This window comes from Dyadobacter sp. AC419 (assembly GCF_979253085.1).
Map to the genome: position 1 here is coordinate 68,492 of NZ_CEEDCD010000012.1, position 22,754 is coordinate 91,245.

The 22,754-nt window shown below is 45.2% G+C and carries 19 protein-coding genes; 9 read left to right on the plus strand and 10 right to left on the minus strand.

Annotation, left to right across the window (positions count from 1 at the left end; translation table 11 throughout):
- The first annotated feature begins 112 nt into the window (after positions 1 to 112).
- A complete protein-coding gene (locus tag AC0IYG_RS05540; protein WP_471710080.1) occupies positions 113 to 2,884 on the plus strand; it encodes a bifunctional aconitate hydratase 2/2-methylisocitrate dehydratase in 2,772 nt (923 codons plus the stop codon).
- 57 nt (positions 2,885 to 2,941) lie between these two features.
- A complete protein-coding gene (locus AC0IYG_RS05545; protein ID WP_471710081.1) occupies positions 2,942 to 5,212 on the plus strand; it encodes an aconitate hydratase in 2,271 nt (756 codons plus the stop codon).
- A gap of 525 nt (positions 5,213 to 5,737) precedes the next feature.
- On the opposite strand, the gene lspA is transcribed toward AC0IYG_RS05545, so the two are convergent.
- Positions 5,738 to 6,250, minus strand: coding sequence for a signal peptidase II (gene lspA, locus AC0IYG_RS05550; protein WP_471710082.1), 513 nt, complete (start codon positions 6,248 to 6,250; stop codon positions 5,738 to 5,740).
- Complete coding sequence (locus AC0IYG_RS05555; protein ID WP_471710083.1) at positions 6,251 to 6,940, minus strand: 3-keto-disaccharide hydrolase; 690 nt, start codon at positions 6,938 to 6,940, stop codon at positions 6,251 to 6,253.
- Between the two features lie 139 nt (positions 6,941 to 7,079).
- Between AC0IYG_RS05555 and AC0IYG_RS05560 the strand changes: the two genes are divergently transcribed.
- A complete protein-coding gene (locus tag AC0IYG_RS05560; protein ID WP_471710085.1) occupies positions 7,080 to 8,897 on the plus strand; it encodes a M61 family metallopeptidase in 1,818 nt (605 codons plus the stop codon).
- A 5-nt stretch (positions 8,898 to 8,902) separates the two neighbouring features.
- On the opposite strand, the gene AC0IYG_RS05565 is transcribed toward AC0IYG_RS05560, so the two are convergent.
- Complete coding sequence (locus AC0IYG_RS05565; RefSeq protein WP_471710087.1) at positions 8,903 to 9,673, minus strand: TIGR03915 family putative DNA repair protein; 771 nt, start codon at positions 9,671 to 9,673, stop codon at positions 8,903 to 8,905.
- Entirely contained in the window at positions 9,673 to 10,929 is a 1,257-nt protein-coding gene (locus tag AC0IYG_RS05570) for a putative DNA modification/repair radical SAM protein (protein WP_471710088.1), read from the minus strand. Before AC0IYG_RS05570 ends, AC0IYG_RS05565 begins: the two co-directional genes overlap by 1 nt.
- A 141-nt stretch (positions 10,930 to 11,070) precedes the next feature.
- Between AC0IYG_RS05570 and AC0IYG_RS05575 the strand changes: the two genes are divergently transcribed.
- Positions 11,071 to 11,820 (plus strand): TlpA family protein disulfide reductase, encoded by a 750-nt coding sequence (locus AC0IYG_RS05575; RefSeq protein WP_471710089.1) that lies wholly within the window; start codon positions 11,071 to 11,073, stop codon positions 11,818 to 11,820.
- Here the strand turns inward: AC0IYG_RS05575 and AC0IYG_RS05580 are convergent, their stop codons facing one another.
- On the minus strand, positions 11,821 to 12,267 hold the full coding sequence (locus tag AC0IYG_RS05580) for a DUF2059 domain-containing protein (protein ID WP_471710090.1): 447 nt from the start codon (positions 12,265 to 12,267) through the stop codon (positions 11,821 to 11,823).
- Between the two features lie 37 nt (positions 12,268 to 12,304).
- Entirely contained in the window at positions 12,305 to 13,105 is an 801-nt protein-coding gene (locus AC0IYG_RS05585) for a GNAT family N-acetyltransferase (RefSeq protein WP_471710091.1), read from the minus strand.
- A gap of 113 nt (positions 13,106 to 13,218) precedes the next feature.
- Between AC0IYG_RS05585 and AC0IYG_RS05590 the strand changes: the two genes are divergently transcribed.
- On the plus strand, positions 13,219 to 14,058 hold the full coding sequence (locus AC0IYG_RS05590; RefSeq protein WP_471710092.1) for a sulfurtransferase: 840 nt from the start codon (positions 13,219 to 13,221) through the stop codon (positions 14,056 to 14,058).
- Positions 14,059 to 14,114: 56 nt separating this feature from the next.
- Here AC0IYG_RS05590 and AC0IYG_RS05595 read toward each other — a convergent pair whose 3' ends face one another.
- The gene (locus AC0IYG_RS05595) at positions 14,115 to 14,993 is read right to left on the minus strand and encodes a c-type cytochrome (RefSeq protein WP_471710093.1); all 879 of its coding nucleotides are present in this window, start codon (positions 14,991 to 14,993) and stop codon (positions 14,115 to 14,117) included.
- 200 nt (positions 14,994 to 15,193) lie between these two features.
- Here AC0IYG_RS05595 and AC0IYG_RS05600 point away from each other — a divergent pair, with 200 nt between their 5' ends.
- The 3 genes from AC0IYG_RS05600 (at position 15,194) to AC0IYG_RS05610 (ending at position 17,138) form a co-directional block, all read left to right on the plus strand.
- Positions 15,194 to 16,204 carry a helix-turn-helix domain-containing protein gene (locus AC0IYG_RS05600; RefSeq protein WP_471710094.1) on the plus strand — a complete coding sequence of 337 codons (1,011 nt, stop codon included), beginning with the start codon at positions 15,194 to 15,196 and terminating at the stop codon, positions 16,202 to 16,204.
- Positions 16,201 to 16,755, plus strand: coding sequence for a YceI family protein (locus AC0IYG_RS05605; RefSeq protein WP_471710095.1), 555 nt, complete (start codon positions 16,201 to 16,203; stop codon positions 16,753 to 16,755). Before AC0IYG_RS05600 ends, AC0IYG_RS05605 begins: the two co-directional genes overlap by 4 nt.
- Before the next feature lie 95 nt (positions 16,756 to 16,850).
- Positions 16,851 to 17,138: a hypothetical protein gene (locus tag AC0IYG_RS05610; protein WP_471710096.1), complete on the plus strand. Its 288-nt coding sequence runs from the start codon at positions 16,851 to 16,853 to the stop codon at positions 17,136 to 17,138.
- On the opposite strand, the gene AC0IYG_RS05615 is transcribed toward AC0IYG_RS05610, so the two are convergent.
- The gene (locus AC0IYG_RS05615; protein WP_471710097.1) at positions 17,125 to 17,391 is read right to left on the minus strand and encodes a hypothetical protein; all 267 of its coding nucleotides are present in this window, start codon (positions 17,389 to 17,391) and stop codon (positions 17,125 to 17,127) included. The two genes, AC0IYG_RS05610 and AC0IYG_RS05615, sit on opposite strands and share 14 nt — an antisense overlap.
- Before the next feature lie 176 nt (positions 17,392 to 17,567).
- Between AC0IYG_RS05615 and AC0IYG_RS05620 the strand changes: the two genes are divergently transcribed.
- Positions 17,568 to 21,668, plus strand: coding sequence for an FG-GAP-like repeat-containing protein (locus AC0IYG_RS05620; RefSeq protein WP_471710098.1), 4,101 nt, complete (start codon positions 17,568 to 17,570; stop codon positions 21,666 to 21,668).
- Between the two features lie 72 nt (positions 21,669 to 21,740).
- Here the strand turns inward: AC0IYG_RS05620 and AC0IYG_RS05625 are convergent, their stop codons facing one another.
- Positions 21,741 to 21,974, minus strand: coding sequence for a hypothetical protein (locus tag AC0IYG_RS05625; RefSeq protein WP_471710099.1), 234 nt, complete (start codon positions 21,972 to 21,974; stop codon positions 21,741 to 21,743).
- 75 nt (positions 21,975 to 22,049) lie between these two features.
- On the minus strand, positions 22,050 to 22,679 hold the full coding sequence (locus AC0IYG_RS05630; protein WP_471710100.1) for a pyridoxamine 5'-phosphate oxidase family protein: 630 nt from the start codon (positions 22,677 to 22,679) through the stop codon (positions 22,050 to 22,052).
- Between the last annotated feature and the right edge of the window lie 75 nt (positions 22,680 to 22,754).

Sequence of the window (22,754 nt, forward strand, 5' to 3'; positions counted from 1 at the left end):
CTAAATGCGTCCTCAGAATATAATGATGCTAAATAGTAGCGAAAAGCGCCAGTAACGCCTTCGTATATTCTGTAAATTCGTACTTTCGCGTGTTTTATTCACGACTTCTATCATGAACATTTATAAGGATTACATCAAAGAAATTGAAGAAAGAGCAACCCAGGGACTTCATCCAAAGCCAATCGACGGCGCTGAATTGCTAAGCGAAATCATCGCTCAAATCAAAGACTCTGAAAACGAGCATCGCGAAGACTCCCTCAAATTCTTTATTTACAACACATTACCAGGCACAACCAGTGCCGCAGGTTCGAAAGCCAGATTCTTGAAAGAGATTATCCTTGGCGAATCCATCGTCCCGGAAATATCACCCGCATTTGCTCTGGAATTATTGTCGCATATGAAAGGCGGCCCTTCCATTGGTGTATTGCTGGACCTTGCATTGGGCAGCGACTTTTCAGTTGCGAAACAAGCAGCCGACGTCCTCAAAACGCAGGTGTACTTATATGATGCAGACACAGATCGTTTAAAAGAAGCATTCAAAAGCGGAAATGTGATCGCTCGTGAAATACTTGAAAGCTATGCCCGCGGCGAATTCTTCACAAAACTGCCGGAGATTCCAGAGGAAATTAAGATCGTTACATTCATTGCAGGCGAAGGCGACATTTCGACGGATTTGCTTTCTCCGGGTAACCAGGCGCATTCTCGCTCTGACCGCGAATTGCATGGTCAATGTATGATCACAACTTCTGCGCAGAAGCAAATTAAAGCATTGCAGGAAGAGCATCCTGACAAAAGCGTAATGCTGATCGCAGAGAAAGGCACCATGGGCGTAGGCTCATCCCGCATGTCAGGTGTGAACAATGTTGCGCTTTGGACGGGTAAACAAGCAAGTCCGTATATTCCTTACGTTAACATTGCACCGATCGTCGGCGGAACAAATGGTATTTCACCGATTTTCCTTACAACGGTTGACGTTACGGGCGGAATTGGCATTGACCTGAAAAACTGGGTTAAGAAAGTAGACGAAAACGGCAATGTGATCCGCAATGAAAGCGGTGACCCGGTTTTGGAAGAGGTTTACTCAGTTGCTACGGGCACTGTTTTAACTATTAATACAAAAACAAAGAAACTTTACAACGGCGACCAGGAACTGATTGACATTTCCAAGGCGCTAACTCCACAGAAAAAAGAATTTATCAGAGCAGGCGGTTCATATGCCATTGTTTTTGGTAAAAAAATACAAACGGTTGCAGCGAAAATTTTAGGCATTGAGCCGACATTGGTTTTTGCTCCGTCCAAAGAAATTTCAAACGAAGGTCAAGGTCTGACAGCAGTTGAGAAAATCTTCAACAGAAATGCAGTCGGAACAACACCGGGTAAAGTTTTACACGCCGGATCAGATGTTCGCGTAGAAGTTAATATCGTCGGTTCGCAGGACACGACGGGTTTAATGACTGCTCAGGAACTTGAATCCATGGCGGCGACAACGATTTCACCGATTGTTGATGGTGCGTATCAGTCGGGTTGCCACACGGCGTCGGTTTGGGATAAAAAGGCGCAGGCTAACATTCCTAAACTGATGAAGTTCATGAATGATTTCGGATTGATCACCGCGCGTGACCCGAAAGGCGAATATCATTCGATGACCGACGTGATCCACAAAGTCCTTAACGACATTACAATTGACGAGTGGGCGATCATTATCGGTGGCGACTCCCATACAAGAATGTCCAAGGGTGTTGCTTTTGGTGCTGACTCCGGAACAGTTGCTATCGCACTGGCGACGGGTGAAGTTTCCATGCCGATTCCTGAATCGGTGAAGGTAACATTCAAAGGTGACATGAAAGAGCACATGGATTTCCGTGATGTTGTTCATGCAACGCAAGCGCAAATGCTGCAAAAGTTTGGCGGTGAAAACGTATTCCAGGGCAGGATCATTGAAGTGCATCTGGGAACATTGCCAGCCGACCAGGCGTTCACATTTACAGACTGGACAGCGGAAATGAAAGCGAAAGCTTCCATCTGTATTTCCGAAGATGATACATTGATCGAATCACTGGAAATTGCCAAAAACAGAATCCAGATCATGATCGATAAAGGCATGGAGAACCACAAGCAGGTTCTTCAGGGATTGATCAACAAGGCTGATAAGCGGATCGCTGAAATTAAATCGGGTGAAAAACCTGCTTTGGTGCCGGATGCAAATGCAAAATATTACGCAGAGGTCGTGATTGATCTTGACCTGATCATTGAGCCAATGATTGCCGATCCTGACGTTAATAACAAGGAAGTTTCAAAACGTTACACCCACGATACAATCCGCCCGCTGTCGTTCTACGGCGAGGACAAAAAGGTTGATCTTGGTTTCGTAGGTTCTTGCATGGTTCACAAAGGAGACTTGAAAATTGTTTCTCAAATGCTCCGGAATCTGGAAGAACAGCAGGGTAAGGTGGAATTCTTTGCTCCGCTGGTTGTAGCAGCTCCGACTTACAACATTATAGAGGAGTTGAAAAAAGAAGGTGACTGGGATGTTTTGCAGAAATATTCTGGTTTTGAATTTGACGATAACGCTCCCAAAGTTGCAGCGCGTACGGAATATGAAAATATGATGTATCTGGAACGTCCCGGCTGTAACCTCTGCATGGGTAACCAGGAGAAAGCTGCAAAAGGAGATACGGTTCTGGCAACATCGACACGTCTTTTCCAGGGACGCGTTGTTGAAGATTCGGACCGTAAAAAAGGTGAGTCTTTGCTAGCATCGACACCGGTTGTTGTTTTGTCTGCTATTCTGGGACGTATCCCGAATCTGGACGAATACAAAGCAGCGGTGGTTGGCATTGACCTGACCAAGTTTGCACCTCCTGTTAAACAATTGGCCAGATAGTCCCTACTGGCACAGTTGTTGACACGTGTGACTGAATTAGCATAAAATATAATTACTATGGCTTTTGACTTAGATATGATAAAGGGCGTCTATGCCCGAATGCAAGAAAGAGTAGAAGCTGCTCGTAAAATTGAAGGGCGGCCTTTAACGCTTGCAGAGAAAATTTTATACTCACACTTGTGGGAAGGAACACCTACGCAAAAGTACGAGCGTGGGAAGTCCTATGTTGACTTTGCACCCGACCGTGTGGCCATGCAGGATGCTACGGCACAAATGGCCCTTTTGCAGTTTATGCAGGCGGGAAGGCCGCAAGTTGCCGTTCCATCAACTGTCCATTGTGATCACCTGATCCAGGCAGAAGTGGGCGCGACGCAGGATTTGAAAAATGCAGTTGACAAGAATAAAGAAGTTTACGACTTCCTTTCTTCTGTTTCCAATAAATATGGTTTGGGTTTCTGGAGAGCAGGAGCTGGTATCATTCACCAGGTTGTGCTCGAAAATTACGCGTTTCCAGGTGGCATGATGATCGGAACGGACTCACACACGCCTAATGCGGGTGGGTTGGGAATGATCGCGATCGGTGTCGGCGGTGCTGATGCGAGTGATGTAATGTCAGGACTTGCCTGGGAGCTGAAAATGCCACGTTTGATCGGCGTTAAATTGACCGGTAAGCTAAGCGGTTGGACGGCTGCAAAAGATGTAATTCTTTGGGTTGCAGGCCAATTGACTGTGAAAGGCGGAACAGGTTACATTGTTGAATATTTCGGAGAAGGTGCTGAAAGCATTTCGGCAACGGGAAAAGCGACGATCTGTAACATGGGCGCTGAGGTGGGAGCAACCACTTCGATTTTCGCTTATGACCATAGAAGCGCTGACTATCTGAGAGCAACGGAACGCGCGGATATTGCAGACGCAGCGGATGCTGTAAAAGAATATTTGAGATCTGATGACGAGGTTTATGCCGATCCAGCTTCATACTATGATCAACTGATCGAGCTTGACCTTTCAGCATTGGAACCACATGTGAACGGACCATTTACGCCGGATTTGGCGTGGCCGCTTTCAAAATTCGCAACTGCGGTTAGAGAAAATGGCTGGCCGGAAGTGCTTTCGGTTGGTTTGATCGGTTCTTGCACCAATTCAAGTTATGAAGATGTGAGCCGTGCGGCATCGCTCGCGCAGCAGGCAGTTGATAAAAAATTGACTGTAAGCTCAGAATATACAATTACACCAGGTTCTGAACTCGTTCGCTACACTGTGGAACGCGATGGTTATCTGGACACATTTGCTCAGATTGGCGGTGTTGTTCTGGCGAATGCTTGCGGGCCTTGTATCGGTCAATGGGCACGTCATGGTGCGGAGAAAGGTGAGAAAAACTCGATCATTACTTCGTTCAACCGTAACTTCTCAAAACGTGCGGATGGTAATCCAAACACGCACTCCTTTGTTGCTTCCCCTGAAATCGTAACGGCACTGGCCATCGCTGGTCGCCTTACTTTTGATCCGCGTAAAGACACGCTAACCAACTCGGAAGGTGTGGAAGTAATGTTGGACGAACCAAGCGGTTTGGAGCTTCCTACCAAAGGTTATGCAGTAGAAGATGCTGGTTATCAGGCGCCTGCTGAGGATCCAAGTCAGGTTCAGGTTTTGGTTAGTCCAACGTCGGATCGTTTGCAATTGCTGGCACCATTCCCTGAATGGGAAGGAACGGATCTAAGAGGTTTGAAATTGCTAATTAAGGCAAAAGGAAAATGTACGACGGATCATATTTCAATGGCTGGCCCTTGGTTGAAATACCGCGGTCACCTTGATAATATTTCTAACAACATGCTGATTGGTGCCGTTAACTATTACAACGAGCAAACCAACACCGTAAAAAATCAGCTTACCCACGAATATTCAGAGGTTCCAGCAGTTCAGCGTGACTACAAAGCACATGGCATTGGAACAATTGTGGTGGGCGATGAAAACTACGGTGAAGGTTCATCTCGCGAACATGCAGCAATGGAGCCACGTTTCCTTGGTGTGCGTGCGATTTTGACGAAATCATTTGCACGTATCCACGAGACGAATTTGAAAAAACAGGGAATGCTCGCATTAACATTTGCGAACACTGCTGATTATGATAAAATTCAGGAAGATGACACAATTGATATCGTTGGTTTGCAGACGTTCGCAGAAGGTCAGCCGCTGACAATCGTTTTGCATCACGCGGATGGCACATCCGAAGAGTTCCCGGTAAATCATACTTACAATGAGCAGCAGATCGAGTGGTTCAAAGCAGGTTCCGCATTGAACATCATTCGCAAATCCGTTGCAGCGGCGTAAGGGGATCCCAGAGCGATGTGATATCGACGGGGGGAAGTTCGGTAGCGAAGCAAAATCCCAGAGGGATGCCATCTTGGTAGAAAGGAGACCGTAGCAACGAAAAATCCCAGCGGGATGCCATCTTGGTAGCAATCAAATAGGTAACAAATTACAAATCCCGGAGGGATGTAACGTCGTGTAGGTCGTTACATCCCTCCGGGATTTACATTTTACGGCGAACTTTTTAGGCTACCGATATTGCATCCCTCTGGGAATTTACATTTTACGGCGACCTTGTTTGGCTACCGATATTGCATCCCTCCGGGATTTACATTTTACGGCGACCTGGTTAGATTACCGATATTGCATCCCTCCGGGATTTACGTTTTAAGTCGATTTTGCTGGCTACCGATATTGCATCCCGCTGGGATTTGCCTTTATCCTTGATTTTTTAGGCTACCAATATTGCATCCCTCTGGGATTTACATTTTACTTCGATCTTTTCGGCTACCGATATTTCGTCCCTCCGGGATTTTCCTCCGCACTTCACCCTAAAATCCTTGCTTTTTGTCTCGTGTAGGATTGAATGAAAAATATAAACATTCCCATAATGATCGAAACATCGGCCATATTGAAAATTCCGGTTTGGAAAAAGCCGAGGTTAATGTGCAGAAAGTCAGTAACAGAACCATGAATAAGCCGGTCGTAAATGTTTCCGATGCCGCCTCCGATGGCGAAGCTGAGGGCCAGGGCGCTCATGAGCGTGAGGTTTTTCTTGAAAAGAATGTAAGCAATGCCAAAGAAAAGTACGATCAGCGGAATTACGGAAAGCAAAATAACTTTCAATCCATGCGGCAATGAACTGCCTATGCTTAAAAACGCGCCTGTATTTTCAACATAAGTGATCGTGACAATGTCTTCCACGACACTGATCGTTTGATAGAACCCCACATTTTTCCGGATCGCATTCTTCGAAATCTGATCGCAGCCGATGTTCGAAATAAGGATTATGACAATCGCGATATTCCGCATTAACCGGTCTGATTTTACTTCAAACATTTATTTTGTCAACGATTTAATGGGTGCAACCTTCACTTCCTTGAATTCAACCTCAGACCCTTCCGCCTGTAATGCGATCTGGCCCTTCTGCGCTGTTGCATTATAACCGTAATTGACCATCACTCCGTTCAGCCAGACTTTAATTGAATTTTTCACACATTCAATCGTCATCGAATTCCATTCGCCAAGCGGCTTTTCGGTGCCATCGGTCAGGTTCGGAATTCTTCTCAGCTTGTCGCCATTAACACCCCAATTTTCCTTCGGGCCGCGTCTTTTTTCCATATCCGGCACTGTAATGTCTTCTTGTATACACCAGAAATCCCCTGCATTCTGGTTCATCATCTGGACCTCAATCGATTTCGGGAACATATCATAAAGTGCTCTCGGCGTTGACACAAAAACCAATGCACCACAGTTTCCTGGTTTTCCGGCAAAACGATATTGGAAAGTCAGACGGAAATTTTCGTATTGATCATCGGTAATCAAATGTCCACCGGGTTCGCCCAGGCTTACCAGCAGACCGTTACGGACAATAAATGGCGTTTTCAATGCAGGATTTTTATCCATTTCGGGCACGTCAATGTGCCAGCCTTTCAGGTCCTTTCCGTTAAAAAGTGTTTTGGTTTGGCTAAAAGCGCCTTGGGAAAAAAGAATTAAAGAGAGGCAAAAAGGCAAAAATATTTGTTTCATCAATAAGGTTATAACGGGTTAGAATATCATTTAGAACGGAAAAATTAAGCAATTATGCCCACACGCCAATCGATCCCGTATTAAATCTAACAGATATAGATTAAATTGACCGCTTCCATTCTGAAATCGCATCTGTTGCATGAAAAAACTATTTTACCTGTGCGCTCTCCAATTTTTTGCTTGCTCTGCTTTTGGGCAAAAAATCAATTACGAAGTTTCCTTTCCTAACATTGCGCATCATGAAGCGAACATTTCAGTTTCGGTTAGTGATGCTCCGCAGAAAGAACTGACATTTCGGATGAGCAGATCGTCGCCGGGGCGCTACGCCACGCATGAGTATGGCAAAAATGTGTATGACGTAAAAGCATTTGACAAAGCTGGCACTGAGCTGAAAGTGCAGCGTGCGGACGGCGATGTATACAAAGTTGCTGGTCTGAGTGGATTTGTCAAAGTTCAATACACGCTTTACGCCAACCACGCCGATGGGACTTATGCGGGAATCGACCCTAACAGCGTGCATTTGAATATGCCGGCGACATTTATGTGGATTACAGAACTGCAAGCCGCGCCTATCGAAGTAAAATTCAATTTGCCGGAAAGTGCTAAATGGACCATTGCGACTCAGTTAAAACCGACCGCACAGCCTAACATTTTCACGGCAGCCGGTTTACAATATTTCATGGATTCACCCGTGAAAATCGGAAAGCTAACCATTAAAGAATGGACGCTGAATAATCCGGACAAGAAGCCGGCAAAGTTCAGGTTGGCATTGGAAATCGCAGGAAGTGACTCATTAGCAGATAGTTTTGCTGGAAAAGTGAAACGTGTTACGCAGGAAGCGCAAATGGTTTTCGGAGAATTTCCTGCCTTCGATTTCGGGCAGTATACATTCCTGGCGAGCATTAATCCTTACGTGAAGGGCGACGGCATGGAGCACCGCAACAGCACCATGATCACGATTCCGATCGCTTTTACGGGTAATAATAATTTGTTGGGCGTTTTTTCTCATGAGTTTTTTCATGCCTGGAATGTGGAGCGCATTCGTCCGAAACCGCTCGAACCTTTCAATTTTGAGAAAAGCAACATGAGTTTTGAACTGTGGTTTGCCGAAGGTTTTACTCAATATTACGGCGATCTCATTTTGGCACGCGCTGGATTTGATTCACCTGAAGAATATAGTCAGACATTAACCTTTTTGGTCAATACAAAAGAAAATACGGCTGGCGCAAAACGCGTTTCTCCCGTTCAGGCCAGCTCCAATGCGGTTTTTGTCGATGCCGGAGTTGCCATTGACAAGACCAATTATCCTAACACTTACACATCTTATTATCCGTATGGTGCGGCGGTTGCGCTGGCACTTGACCTGGAATTGCGCACGCGGGGGATGAATCTGGACGGATACATGCAGGCTGTTTGGCAAAAGCACGGGAAACCGGAAATAGCATATCAGGTTGGCGATTTGCAGCAAGTGCTGGCAACTTACTCCAAGGATAAGGCTTTCGCTGATGGGTTTTTTGATAAATATGTCAACGGATATGAATCATTTAACTATGCTCCGCTGCTTCAAATGGCTGGTTTTGTGTTGAAAAAGCAATTTGCCGGACAAGCGTGGATAGGAGACGTGCGCTATAAGGAAGGCCCGGGATTGACCATTTTGTCCAATACAATTATCGACTCGCCGCTTTACATTGCGGGACTCGATATTGATGATCAAATTTTGAAACTGGACGGAAAAACGGTTACTACGCAGGCAGAACTGACAGCAATATTAAAGGCACACAAGCCAGGCGAGCAGCTTCCAGTCGAATTCCAGCATCGGGATGAGAAAAAAATGGGCATGCTGACGCTGAAAGAAAATCCAAGATTGGTTGTGGAAATGAATGAAAAGGCAAACATGCCGGTGACTGAGGAAATGAAAAAATTCCGTCAGGATTGGCTTGGAAGCAAGGTCAAATGAGGCTGCTATTCCTGTTTTTCTGATAAATATTTCCAGTAACGCTTGGGCACGTGCCGAATGTGCAGTTTCATATTCTTTCTCGCCGGAATGTTGACGCTCCGGAAATAATCTTTCCAGAGCGTCGCATACAATTCCTCTGTCGGATCCAACACACTTTCGGGAAGCGCATTGAGGCTTGGCGACATTTCCGCAGTAAAATCAAAAGTGATTTCCTCAACTTTTTCCAGATCATAAAACAAGCCGTATTTCCGTCTTAAATCATAAATGATCCATTTCTGATCTGCATAGCGATTTTTGAAATGCTTTATGATCAAAGGCAGAACATTGAAATCGGGGTCGATGTGCGCGTAAAAAATGCCGTCACCGGTTTTTTGAAAGCGGATAAAAGCTTCCATCCGGTGTTTTTCGCGATGCACTTTGTGGCTCATCTGCGAAATTTCCAGCACATATTTGTTTCCAAAATTCGCCTCAGCGCCCGCTGGATTGTCTATAATGTATCGAATGAATTCAAAGAGATCCTGAAAAGTGGCGGGCTGTTCCGATAGGAAAGATTTGTAAATCGCATGCATCCATTGCGCATCCAACTTTTTAGCCAATCCGCCCCAAACCCGTTTTGCTTTCGTATCGTCACTAATCACATTAAACGCTGTTTTGAAAACATCGGGCACATAATGCAGCTCGCTAACGAGCTTTATTGCACCAGATTTCCGTTTGTAACATTCAAAAATGGCAGTCAGCAAACCTTCCAGCGTTCCGTCAAACACGAAAATATCCATCAGAAAAGGGATAACTGGTTTTTTGCCACTTTCAAATATTTGCTGTTGCTTTCAGCCAGAATCACTCCCTTAATGTGCCCAGCCTCATAATCCCGCAATTGCAGGGGACTGTCGGCGTAGCGAATAAAATGTTTCGCCTTATTGAATGACAGGCCGATTTTTTTCAATTGATCCTGATGCAACCGACCGAATTTCCTGGCCTGCACTATCTTCAAAGCGGATCCCACGCCTATGCCCGGAACGCGCAAGATCATGTGATAATCAGCCGTGTTGACATCAACCGGAAATTGTTCCAGATGCCGCAAAGCCCAGCTGAGTTTAGGATCAATGTCCACCTCGAGATTGGGATGTGCATCATTTAAAATTTCTTTGACATCGAAACCGTAAAAGCGCATCAGCCAGTCCGTTTGATACAACCGGTTTTCACGGATTAAAGGCGGTTGCGAGCCGATAACCGGTAAGCGCGCATCGTGACTTATGGGAATGTAACCCGAATAATAAACCCTTTTCAGCGAGAAGTTTTTATAAAAAGCATTCGCCGTATGCATGATCTCCTTGTCGGATTCCGGCGTGGCGCCGATCACCATTTGCGTGCTTTGCCCCGCCGGAACGAACTTCGGGACGCTTTTGATCAATGCTTTCTCATTGCTAAGCTGTTCAATGTTCTGCCTGATGTATTCCAAAGGCTTTTTTACATCCTCGTGCGACTTATCGGGAGCAAGCAATTTCAATCCCGATTCGGTGGGCATTTCCAGGTTAATGCTCATCCGGTCTGCATACATTCCAGCTTCTTTCAAAAGCTCTTCACTTGCTCCCGGGATCGTTTTAAGATGAATATAACCATTAAACCGTTCCTCGTTCCGTAGCTTTTTCACGATCCGGACGAGCCGTTCCATCGTGTAATCTGCGTTTTTGAAAATTCCGGAACTGAGAAAAAGTCCTTCAATGTAATTGCGGCGATAGAAATTCATGGTGAGCTCAACAACCTCATCCACAGTAAAAGCCGCACGTTTGATATCATTGCTGCTGCGCGAAACACAAAATGCGCAATCGAATATGCAATGGTTGGTAAGCAGGATTTTCAGCAGTGAAACGCACCTGCCGTCTTCCGTGTAAGTGTGACAAATGCCCGTTCCCTCGGCATCGCCCAATCCCCTGTTTTCGTTTTTTCTATTACTGCCACTGGATGAACAAGATACGTCGTACTTTGCTGCATCTGCCAAAATTCCCAACTTCTCACGTATCCGCTCGTGCATAGAATATTTTTCAATTTGTTGAGCCGTCCTAAAATATTGTGAAGGACATCACAGTTATAACAACGATAATTACGCTAATATAGTGCTTTTCAGTATCAATTCAATGATACTATCAGAACCAGATTAATAAAAACGTTCAAGATGAATTTCGGTCGAACTGAGATTTTTTTACTCACACTCTTATTCGCAGCTTTCGGCTCCGTACAGGCCCAGCCCGAAGAACCCAAGGTTACCCGCTACAATGGAAAAATAAGTCAGCAGATCGTCATGACGAAGGATTCGCCGATTTACGACCATGCGTCAGGGAAGCGGATCACTTATGCGGTTTATGATGAAATGCTCCGGAAAAATCCAGGCGTTTACCGGACGCAGCCTATTTTTGACAAATATGGAAAGGCGTCTTCTTTTGAGATCGTGAAAAAAAGCCAGTTGCTTATTCAGAGTAACGGCGGTGTGATGCAGAATTCGGATTTGATGCCCGAAGTGGGGGAGCCGCTGCCACCTTTTGTGATGACAGGACTGGACGGCAAAGAATATAATTCTGAGAAATTGAAAGGCAAATATGTGCTGCTTGGTTTTTGGGTAAAATTTGAAAAACCCCTTTATACATTCGCCAGCACGAAGGTTATCTCAGATTTTATTGATCAAAATAAGAAAAAGGGCATCGAAATCGTGTCCCTCGGCACCACATTGAACACCGAAGACGAATGCCTGGAAGCGATCCCGAAACGGAACTGCGGTTTCATTCCCGTCCCGGAATCGTTTGGTTTCAATCAGCGCTATAAGATCAGCGAAACGCCTTACTTCATTCTTTTAGACAAAAAAGGAAATGTAAGGGCAATGGCGCCGCATACGGACTTTTCGACGATCAGTGAGTTGATATTGAGATAACTAGTATCCCTTCGTTTTAAGTTTTTCCTGGAATTCCGTCGCGATCTTCATGCCCCACTGCTGTCCGACTTGCATGGATTCCTGCATTATTACCGGCGTTTTTAATGCATATTTTTTGCCAATCGGCGTGTTATAAAACGCAATGAGCTGCTGCAAATCGTCCTGTGTTAGATTTTTCACATAAACCGGTTCCAGCATATTTACGAGGTCATCAATGGAGGTTTTCAAAAATTCACCTTCAAATTGCTGCCACACGCTGTCAGGAACATTGGTTCTTTGTTCCTTGAACATTTTGAACATTTGCTGGATCGCCGCCTTATAGCTTTGTTCAGAACCTGAGACTTCAAACATTTCCTTCATTTTTGCACGATACGCCGTGTTGCTTTGCGCATTGCAAAACACAACTCCGGACAACATTAGTAACATGGTGCAAGCTAATTTTCTCATGGGTTTCTAGTTTATGAATGTTAAATGTATTCTTGAATTAACCGAGCTGACCGCTGATGCGATTGTAAACGCCCGTTCGTTGCCAGTCCCTTTTTTCGCCCAAAAACATTCGCCGCGAAGTTTTAAAACCAAAATAATTGAGCGCATTGAGCTCATGGATTGCAAATGCATTGTCAGACGGAAGCACGGCGGTGTTTTCATCAAGCGCCCGCCGACGGATGAGGGCGGCTCCGGCTTGTTCCGTAATGGCCATGATCGGTGCATCGCCCCAGCCCGGAATGTAAAATCCTTCCACTTTTGAATTGGCCACGTAAAGCTTTGCAGATGCAATAAAATCCGAAATGACGCCGCTGCGATCTTCACCCGACACTTGCTGGTCTACATCAAAAATCTGGGGCAAATATTGAGGGTCAAAATCGATAATGTTTTCCGATTCAGCATATTCCACCACGCTGCCATTGTGGTGCATATGCGTATAGACCGCTTCCAGCTCAAACCCGAGTTTAATGTACACAGGAAAGCCAAATTCGGTCGCGTCCAGGTAAATTGTTTTGAATTTGCTTTGGTCAATGTTGGCGATGAGATCAATGGTAATCTGATTTCCGAGACCTTTTTTACGATCATTGGGATGCACGACAATGCATGCGAGCCAGGCCGTGTCGGCATGCATTATGGACGTTCCAACGGCCACAAGCTCAGTTCCTTCCATAATTTTGATTGGATAGCAGAGCGGTGATTTAATGAAATATTCAAAACGTGGGATCAGACTTCCCCAGTCGGGCGGCTGGATGGCAGGCAGCTGGTTCAAATCTGCGGGAGTGAATTTAGAACTTCTCATTTCGCTAAATTCTTAAATTTCTCTTGCTAACCGTTCAAAAATTATAACTTTCTTTTTCAGGCAAAGCGCTAAATATTTTTACTTTTAGCCAACTATTCCAAAATTCAAAGCATATGGAAATTGTAAAGGCCGAAGAAATCCGGCACATTCTGGAAAGTGGTAAAACCGCCATTATCGATGCCCGCGGAGGCGCTGACGCGCAGGAACGCTTCCGCTCAGGACATTTTGAAAATGCGCAATTGGCCGATCTGGAAACAGATTTGTCCCAAAAAACCACCAATGCGGCTCACGGCGGAAGGCATCCTTTGCCGTCTCCTGGCGTTTTTGCGAAACTGCTTGGTAAGCTCGGCATTGCGCCGGACACGACCGTGCTGGTCTATGATGATAAAAAAGGTGCGAATGCCGCAGCCCGTTTCTGGTGGATGCTGAAAGCCGCCGGCCATCAAAAAGTTTATGTGGTCAGCGGTGGTCTCGACGCCATTGTCAAAGCCGGATTGTCCATTTCCAAAGGCGCTTCCGATAAACCTGCCAGTGAACCGGATTATCCGTTTTATGAGTGGAAGCTGCCTATGGCGGACGCCGATCAGGTGGAAGAAGCGGCAGCGAACCCAGATTTCCTGGTGATCGACGTTCGTGAAAATTACCGTTTTATTGGTGAAAGCGAGCCTATTGACCTCGTTGCGGGGCACATTCCCGGAGCTGAGAATATTCCCTTTGCCGGAAATTTGGATAAGGATGGCAATTTTTTACCGGCAGCAGAATTGGCCGAAAAATATAAAAGCGCGTTAGGCGGACGAGATATCAAAAACGTGATTGTGCATTGCGGTTCGGGCGTAACAGCTTGTCACACATTGCTTGCGCTTTCGGAAGCAGGTCTGGAGGGTGCGTCGCTTTACGTCGGTTCTTGGAGCGAATGGTCGAGAAATGACCGGCCCGTGGGGACTGGCAATTAAGCATAAAGAAAAGTGCGGTTGCAATGCATTTAAGGCACATTACAACCGCACTTTTTTTAGTTAATCGATTTCAAATAAGCATAAAGCGACGCTAATTCCGGCTTTGTGTATTGCGCGGTCATTTTCCAGGGCATATTTTCATTTTTCATCACATGTCCTTCGGGTGTCGCCCCGGTTTTCAGCGTGTTAAAGAACTGCTCCTCAGACCATTTACCAACATTCCCTGAATTCGTAATGTTCGGAACAGGAGGAAAGCTCGGAGCAATTGGATCTCCGCCTTTAAGATCTTCACGATGGCAGCCAGTGCAGGAAACGGATAAATATTTTCCTTGTGCAACGCCTTCGGTCGAGTCCGCGTTTGCCAGCATAGGTTTGCTATGGTCAATTTTTTCGACTGAAAGCAGCGGCATTTTATCCAAATAACTCATAACCATTGCCACAGGCCCCAGATCGTGATCCGGCAGCTCCCGATCAACAGGTTCAATTTGCTGACAGTAAGCAATAAGCGCGTGCATGTCTTGTTTGGACAACAAAGCAGTCTCGTGGGATGGCATAAAAATCAGCGGGCGACCGTCCTGTCTGATGCCATGCCGCAATGCATTTACCCAGTCTGCTGTATCATAACTTTCGGGTAAGCCGCCTTTTCCCTTTGTTAAATTGCTTGCTACGATCCTTCCAAGCGGTAAATCGTCAACCATAATCTTGCCCGCGAGATCAGATCCGTGACAATCTGTACAACCTTTGATCACGGAAAGATGCCTGCCACGGGCGATGGAAGCGCTGTCGGTCGGCAAGTCAATTTGTTCCTGATCGAAGTTGTAAACAAGGTTTATCCTTCGGTTCATTTGAAATTTAATGACTGCATATCCGATTGCCGCAATCACGACAAGTGCGCCCAGCATGATGCCTGTCCATTTTAGAATTTTTCGAATCATGGCTAATGAATGTTTGAGAAAACAAAATTCATTTGGCCAGCCATGTGATCGCCTACGCAATGCGGATTAAAAGCTACGCGAAACGGATTTTTCTGGTAAATCTTATTTTCTGCCGTTCACGAACTGAAATCCTTGCCGGATGACAAATCGGTTTATTTTTGTTCGCAATGTTTTACAAATCAAACGCATAGCAATTTCAAATGGCGGCATATGTTTTGAATTCTACGGATGTTCTTGAATTTAATAATTATCCTAATCCGCAATATGTTGGCGCCGATCATGATGTGTCCGGCGAGAATGATTTCGCCTGTTTCCACGAGTCGCATATTGGCACCATTCGCTTCAAGAACGCATTATTTCCGCATATGCATGTGATGGATCTGCGATGGAGCTCGAACCGTGACGTGATTTTGCGTGGGACCGATGGGAGCAGCAACATCAACATTAACTTTCACATGGCTGGCAACCTGGACACAACGTTCAAAGGGCTCGGTGAACAGCTTCAAATGCGCCCCAGAAAGCATAATCTCGTGTTTTCACCCGAAAATGGAGACATTAATTATCTGCAATCCAAGTCGCAACTGGAAATGTTCCACCTCAGTTTTGACAAAACATTTTTTGCAAATGCCATTGGTTGCAGCGATGCTTGGAGTGAGCAAATTTTGAAAAATCTGTTGCTTGACAGGCCGTTTGCAGGCACAAAAGGGACATTGGACGTGACGCCTGCCATGCAATTATTGATCGAAGAAATCAGAAATTGTAATGGAACAGGGCCGCTGAGAAACCTGATGATTCAATCGAAAGCACTTGAATTATTAGCGCTTCAACTGGATCAATTTCGATCGCCTAAAAGCATACATAAAGAAATCAAACCGCAGGAAGCTGAAAAACTGCATTTTTTAAGGGATTATCTCGATGCGCATTTTTTAGAAGAACTGAGTCTCGCAGCGCTGAGCCGCATTTGTTTGCTGAATGAGTTTAAGGTCAAACGAGGGTTTAAGCTGCTGTTTGGGAGCACGGTTTTCACTTATTTGAGAAAAAAAAGAATGGAACATGCGGAGCGATTGCTACTCGATTGTGCAATGCCTGTGGAAGAAGTAGCCCACATTCTCGGCTATGAGCATGCGCATCACTTTTCTGCCGCCTTTAAAAAGTATCGGAATGAGTCTCCATCCCAATTCAAGCAAAATAAATTAATCGCATTGCAATGAAGCAAGACTTAGGTAAGATCAAGATTATCAAGGGCCTCGCATTCGCATTACTCGTTGCATTATGTTCCTATAAGGTGCTGGTTTTGCAAAATTGGCAGATTGCGGAAGGTTACACAATCAAGTTTGAAGGCAAATACGCGAGTGGCTCATTCTCCGATCTCGCCGGCCAGATTAGCTTTGATCCCGACAGTTTGGACGCATCCAGATTCGATGTGACGATTGATGTCGCCACCATTGACACAGGCATCGAGTTAAAAAACAAACATGCGAAAAGTGACAAATGGCTTGATGCTGAGCAGTTTCCGAAAATACATTTTACATCTTCAAAGGTTATGAAGCGCGATTCCGGCTTTGTCGTGCGCGGCATATTGGATCTCCACGGAAGGAAAAAAGAGATCGCAATTCCATTTTCGTTTCACCAAGAATCGGGCGCCGGGAAATTTTATGGCAAGTTCAAAGTCAATCGGGGAGATTTTGACATTGGTAAGACCAATGAAAAAGAGTCAGATTCCACAACAGTAGAAGTTTTTGTGCCCGTTTTTGGCCGATAAATAATCGCCCGGCTTATTGAACGGAAAAGTGTGGCTTGACGAATTAGTTGGTATGATATTTTGTAAATCGCTTTAATAACATTTTAATAACAGCCATGAAGCATAACATAGCGTGCCATTATAAAGACGGGGCACTGATCTTTTGCACCACACACGATTACTCGTACAACGAAGCACACGAAGTGCTGAATGTGTTCAATGTCTTGGGACTCGTGTCTAGATTAAGGGTTAAATCAAACGACATTTTTTCAGTCGTAGGCCGACTTAATGTTGGTTACGATCCATTCCACAACGAGCCAGGGAAATGGACGGAAGTGATGACGCAACTCGTTAAAAATAAGTCTATTCTGGAAAAGCAGCTGGAAGCTATTAATGTTTGTTAAGCGCTTCCAGCTGTTTTATAAGATCATTCAACTCCCTTTCAGCGGCTCTTAAAGATTTCAATTCATCCGGTTCAACAACGTTTTGCGCCGGATCATCGTAATTCTTGCTTTCCTCCATTGTCTCCGGATTCTCCCGGTTCTCTTTCGAAAATTCTATTTCCAGATCAAGATTAGTCCGCTCAAATTCCACTTGCTGACGTTTTGAAAATATTTTCTCCTCCAATTCCTTTTTAGTCACTTCGTCATTATTCATGCTTTAATCTTTTTGTTTGGATAATAAGCACGAAAAAATCACGCCACTTATTTACCGATGGCTCATTCATTCGAGGCCGATTGCTCATCGCTTTCTTTCAGGGTTTGTGAAAATCTTAACATTTGTCCGGTGGCCAAATACCATGACACGACATCATCTACCCTAAAATAAAAACCATGAAACAATTTTACAGACAGGGCATTTTTGCGGTTGTTTTCATCATGCTGGCAATGGCATTTTTCGCTAAAATCTACGATTTGAAGTCTGATCAAGCCATTTCGAAAACGGTCATTCCTTCAAAAAACAGTCAAACCGCGCCAAAAGTAGCACCCGACAGCACGATCAGCAGCATTCAGCAAGGCCTGGCAAAGCGTGAATACAACATTTCTTTCGACTCAGAAAAGAACACATTACAAAGCCCCAACCGCAAGCACGGTTTGCGCGCCTATTACAAGCCAGGGGAGCTAACCGTAAAGAACCGTGTAGACTCAGCAGGCCACAATTTCTCCCTAAAACTGGTAAACAAAGGCATCTTCGCTGACGGCAAACTGATCTTTTCATCCCAGCCGAGTGCAGCATCAGAAAACACAGATAACAAGCTGCTCATTAAGCACAAAGGCTTCACAGAACAATTCATCAACACCGAGGAAGGCGTCCGCCAGAATTTCATCGTACACCAGGCACCAACCGGCACCCAGGAACTGCAAGTAAGGCTGTCAGCCACTGGCTTGCAAGTAAGCGATAACCAAAATAATGAACTTGAATTCTACACGGAAAGCAAAAGTGGTGATATAGAAAATCAGCTAATTTACAAGGACATCAAATGCTGGGATGCAGGAGGAAATGCATTGCCAGCAACATTGCGCTATGAAGACGGGCTGGTCAGGCTAACTGTAAACGTCCAGTCCGCTGCTTACCCGGTCACCATTGACCCGATTATTGTGAATGGGAATCCGGCTAATGCGAATGCAATGGTGGAAGGCAACCAGCCAGGTGCAAATGCAGGTCATGCTGTCAGCAGCGCTGGGGATTTGAATGGAGATGGTTACAGCGATGTGATTGTAGGCGCACCCTATTATGATAACGGTGAAGACGCCGAAGGGGCCGCATTCATATACTACGGATCGACTTCCGGCCTGGGCACCAATGCAAGTTTGATTCTAGAGAGTAATCAGCCAGATGCACAATTTGGACTAAGCGTCTCGGGTGCTGGCGATGTCAATAAAGATGGTTTCAGTGATTTGATTGTTGGAGCGCCTCTCTACGATAAAGGACATGCCAATGAAGGCGCTGCATTTGTCTACCTGGGCTCAGCAAATGGATTGGCTACCAATGCGTCCGTCGTTCTGGAAAGCAACCAGTCAGACTGTAAATTTGGTGTCTCCGTCAGCCTTGCAGGGGATGTCAATGGGGATGGTTACAGTGATGTGCTGGTGGGTTCTCCTTCGTTTGATAAAGGTCAAAATAACGAAGGGGCGACATTCATTTACCACGGCTCACCTGCTGGCATTGGGCCTAATCCAACACGTCTTTTAGAAAGTCATCAGGTTGATGCACAGTTTGGGTTTTCCGCCGCAGGAGCAGGGGATGTAAACGGTGATGGCTACAGTGACATTATCATCGGATCCATCCTCTATGACAAGGGTCAGAGTAATGAAGGAATGGCATTCGTCTATCATGGATCTGCTATTGGAATTAATCCAGCACCTGTTTCGTGGCTAGAAGCCAATCAGGTATCAGCAGCATTTGGCTGGTCGGTGGCAAGTGCAGGCGATGTAAACGGCGACGGTTACAGCGATGTCATTGTCGGCGCTTATTCATTTGATAATGGACAAACCAACGAGGGGGCAGCCTTTGTATTTCACGGCTCTGCGGGTGGGGTTAGCATCAATGCTGCGAGCACACTTGAAGGAAATCAAGCCGAAGCAAAAGCTGGCTACTCGGTTGCAAGCGCGGGGGATGTAAATGGCGATGGTTATGCTGATATCATTGTCGGTGCAATCCATTACGATCAGGGCAATTCAAACGAAGGGGCTGCTTTTATCTATCAAGGCTCAGCCACAGGACTGGCCACAACGCCAGCATCAACCCTTGAAAGCAATCAAATCAATGCATGGATGGGCTGCGCAGTAGCCAGCGCCGGGGATGTAAATGGCGATGGTTACAGTGATGTCATCACAGGTGCGAGCACATACGACAAAGGGCAAAATGATGAAGGAGCCGCGTTTGTTTGGTCTGGGATGGCAGAGGGGATTAAAGAAGCAGCTACGTTTGTTGCTAAATTCCAATTTGACTACCAGCGCATGAGTACTTCTTCCGCAGGTGATGTAAACAGTGACGGATTCGGTGATCTGATAGTTGGGATTCCTGACTATAATGACAAAGGAGCTGTTTTTATATATCATGGCTCAATCAATGGCATCGGCAATAATCCTAACACCGTAATTGAAAATGTTCCTTCAAGTGATGAATTTGGGTGGTCTGTATCTAATGCTGGTGACGTAAATGGTGACGGTTACGGAGATATTATTGTTGGTGATATATTATTTTTTGTTGAGATGAACCCCCAAACATTTGAAATTATTTCTGGCGCAGCCCTAGTTTATTACGGATCACCGCAAGGAATAAATAAAAATGTAAGCACCATCTTAAAAAGTAAAAAAAGCACCTCGCTCATGGCCTGGTCTGTATCTAGCGGAGGTGATGTGAACGGCGACGGATATGGAGACATTTTAGTGGGTGATGAAAGTTACGATAACGGACATTATGATGAAGGTGCAGTTTTTGTTTATCACGGGTCTGCTAATGGTATAATCCCAGTCGCTGCAACAATATTGGAAGGGGATAAAGATTTTACCCAATTAGGATATTCGGTTTCTAGTGCTGGCGATGTCAATGGTGACGGTTACGGAGATATTATTAGTGGAGGCCCATATTATTCAAACGGACAGACGCAAGAAGGAGTTGTATTTGTTCATTATGGATCACAACTAGGAATATCAAAGAATCAATTCATCAAACTCGAAAAAGATAACCAAGAAGCTAATTTTGGTATCAGCGTTTCTGGTGCTGGGGATATCAATGGCGATGGGTTTAGCGACGTGATCATTGGTGCGAATCAATTTTCAAATGGACAAGCTAACGAAGGGGCGGCAATTCTGTATTATGGTCAGGCGTCTGGGCTAAATCCTGACACGTCTGTCTTGGAGTGCAACCAGATTAATGCTAGGATGGGCTCGTCCGTTTCAACCGCCGGAGACTTAAATGGAGATGGATATGACGATGTTATTGTAACCATTCCAGAGATACTTGTCACTCAGAGCATAAAAGGCAAGTCGGTAGTATATTATGGCTCGTCTGCTGGAATAAGCAATGTAACACCTTCAACAAGTTTAAATAATATAAATCCGGTGGATGCATTTACCGACTTCGAATTGACTGCCGCTTCCGCGGGTGATCTAAATGGAGACGGATATGGAGATCTTACAACAGGTTCATATTTTTTCAATTACGAGAATATGAGACAAAAGAATATCGGTCAGGTTTATCACGGCAACAGCAACAAAAACATCCAAAACAACCTCCGCCTCTACAACTCCAACCTCACAACCTCCATCAACCAAACCCAAAAAGCCAAGAACGACTTTGGGGCGGGGCTTTATGTTAAGTCGTTTATTGGGAAGAATAAGGGGAAATTGGTGTGGGAGACGAAGGCGGTTGGGCAAGGATTTTCTAAGGGCGCCAATAATGTTATTACAAGTAGTACAATGTCATCAGGTTCGCAGAATGCTTATGCGAGTCTGGGGTTAACTGGGACTGAGTTGAAAAATTTGATCGCTAAACAGGGGCCTGCAACAAAGGTGCGCGTGCGGGTTAAGTATGATCCTGCGCTTGCTTTGACGGGGCAGGTTTACGGGCCGTGGCGATATTTGCCTGCTTATCTCGTTGGTAGCAGCATTTCTCCGGCGCCGGAAGATGTGGTGAGTGATATGTCAGAGACGGTTAAGCGTAAAGCGCTTCTTTCAAATGCGGATTTTAATCAGACGCGTGTTAACGTATATCCTAATCCGGTTTCTGATAAGCTGCACATTGAGTCAATCGAAAATCAGTCTGTTAAGAGTTTGCAAATTCTTACGGTTAATGGCAAATCTGTTTTGCGGGCGACGTCGGGTGAGCGGGAGCTGGATGTGAGCAGTCTGGAACGTGGGAATTACATTCTGATTGTTGCGCATCAGGATGGGTCGAAAACTACTAAGAAATTTGTGATTGTAAAGTAGGATGGAAGTGGCGATAGAAATCCTCCTGGTGTGGGAGGATTTCTATCGCCTTTATATTGGTAACAGCTTCATCTAAACTAAAATCGCAATATCTGGCTCTTCCATAGGCTCGTTGCTAACCATGGAGTAACCCAGTCCAATTCGTTTTCCGGAGTTTTCGGCTTGCTCCAAAAGCCAGAAAACTTTTTCTTCGCCTTCCAGCTGTAACGCCTGGTAAAGTATATTCCCGTAATGAAATTCCTGGGAACCAAGTCCGTTCTTTAACGCAGCCAATTGGCAACGGTCAAAAATCTCCTTTCCTGTCATGGGTAAGCAATGTTTGGATTCATCTGGCATCGTTCTGCCCAAAAGATGCACAATGCCTTGCCCAGGTTGCATCCGCTAAGCCAAATGTTTTGGAAGCGGAATATTTTGGCTCAATGTATCAGCAACAGGAGCTAAATATTGGGTTTGAATAGGAATCAACCCGGACCAGATTGGCAATTCAAGATCTTCTTCTTCGTCATGCGGCATTCCCGACCGCGTTTTTGCAGACGCCTCCGCTAGTGAAAATGCCAGCCCGGTCGTTTTCTTCACTTCGCTGTCTTTCATAGGGCGTAAATAATCCCAGCTGTTCGGAACAACTTTCTCAGTAAGCCATTCAAAAGCAGCCCTTTTGGTTTCAAAGTCTTCTATCTTCTCCGCATGGGCGAAAATAATCACCGAACGATAATTGACAGAATGACTGAAAGCAGACTTCGCAACAACCAAAGCATCCGCCAGCATTACCGTAATACAAACCGGAATCCCTTTCTCAATTTCCCGAATAAAATGACTTCCTACAGAGCCATGGATGTAGATTTTGTCTTCATAGCGAACAAAGGCAGTCGGAATGGAAAAAGGGCGGTTGTCAACGGAATAGCTGATTGTGCAAAATAATGCTTCGTCCAGAATTGAATAGATAACTTCCTGGTCGGAGGTGGAACGTTTGGCTAGCCGGCTCGGCTGCAAATGGGATGGAGGAGTGCTCATGTGTTTTTGTTTTCTTGCAAAAATATGCTGTAATTGGATGCTTCAAAGAGTCCAATGCTTACAAATTAAGTAGTC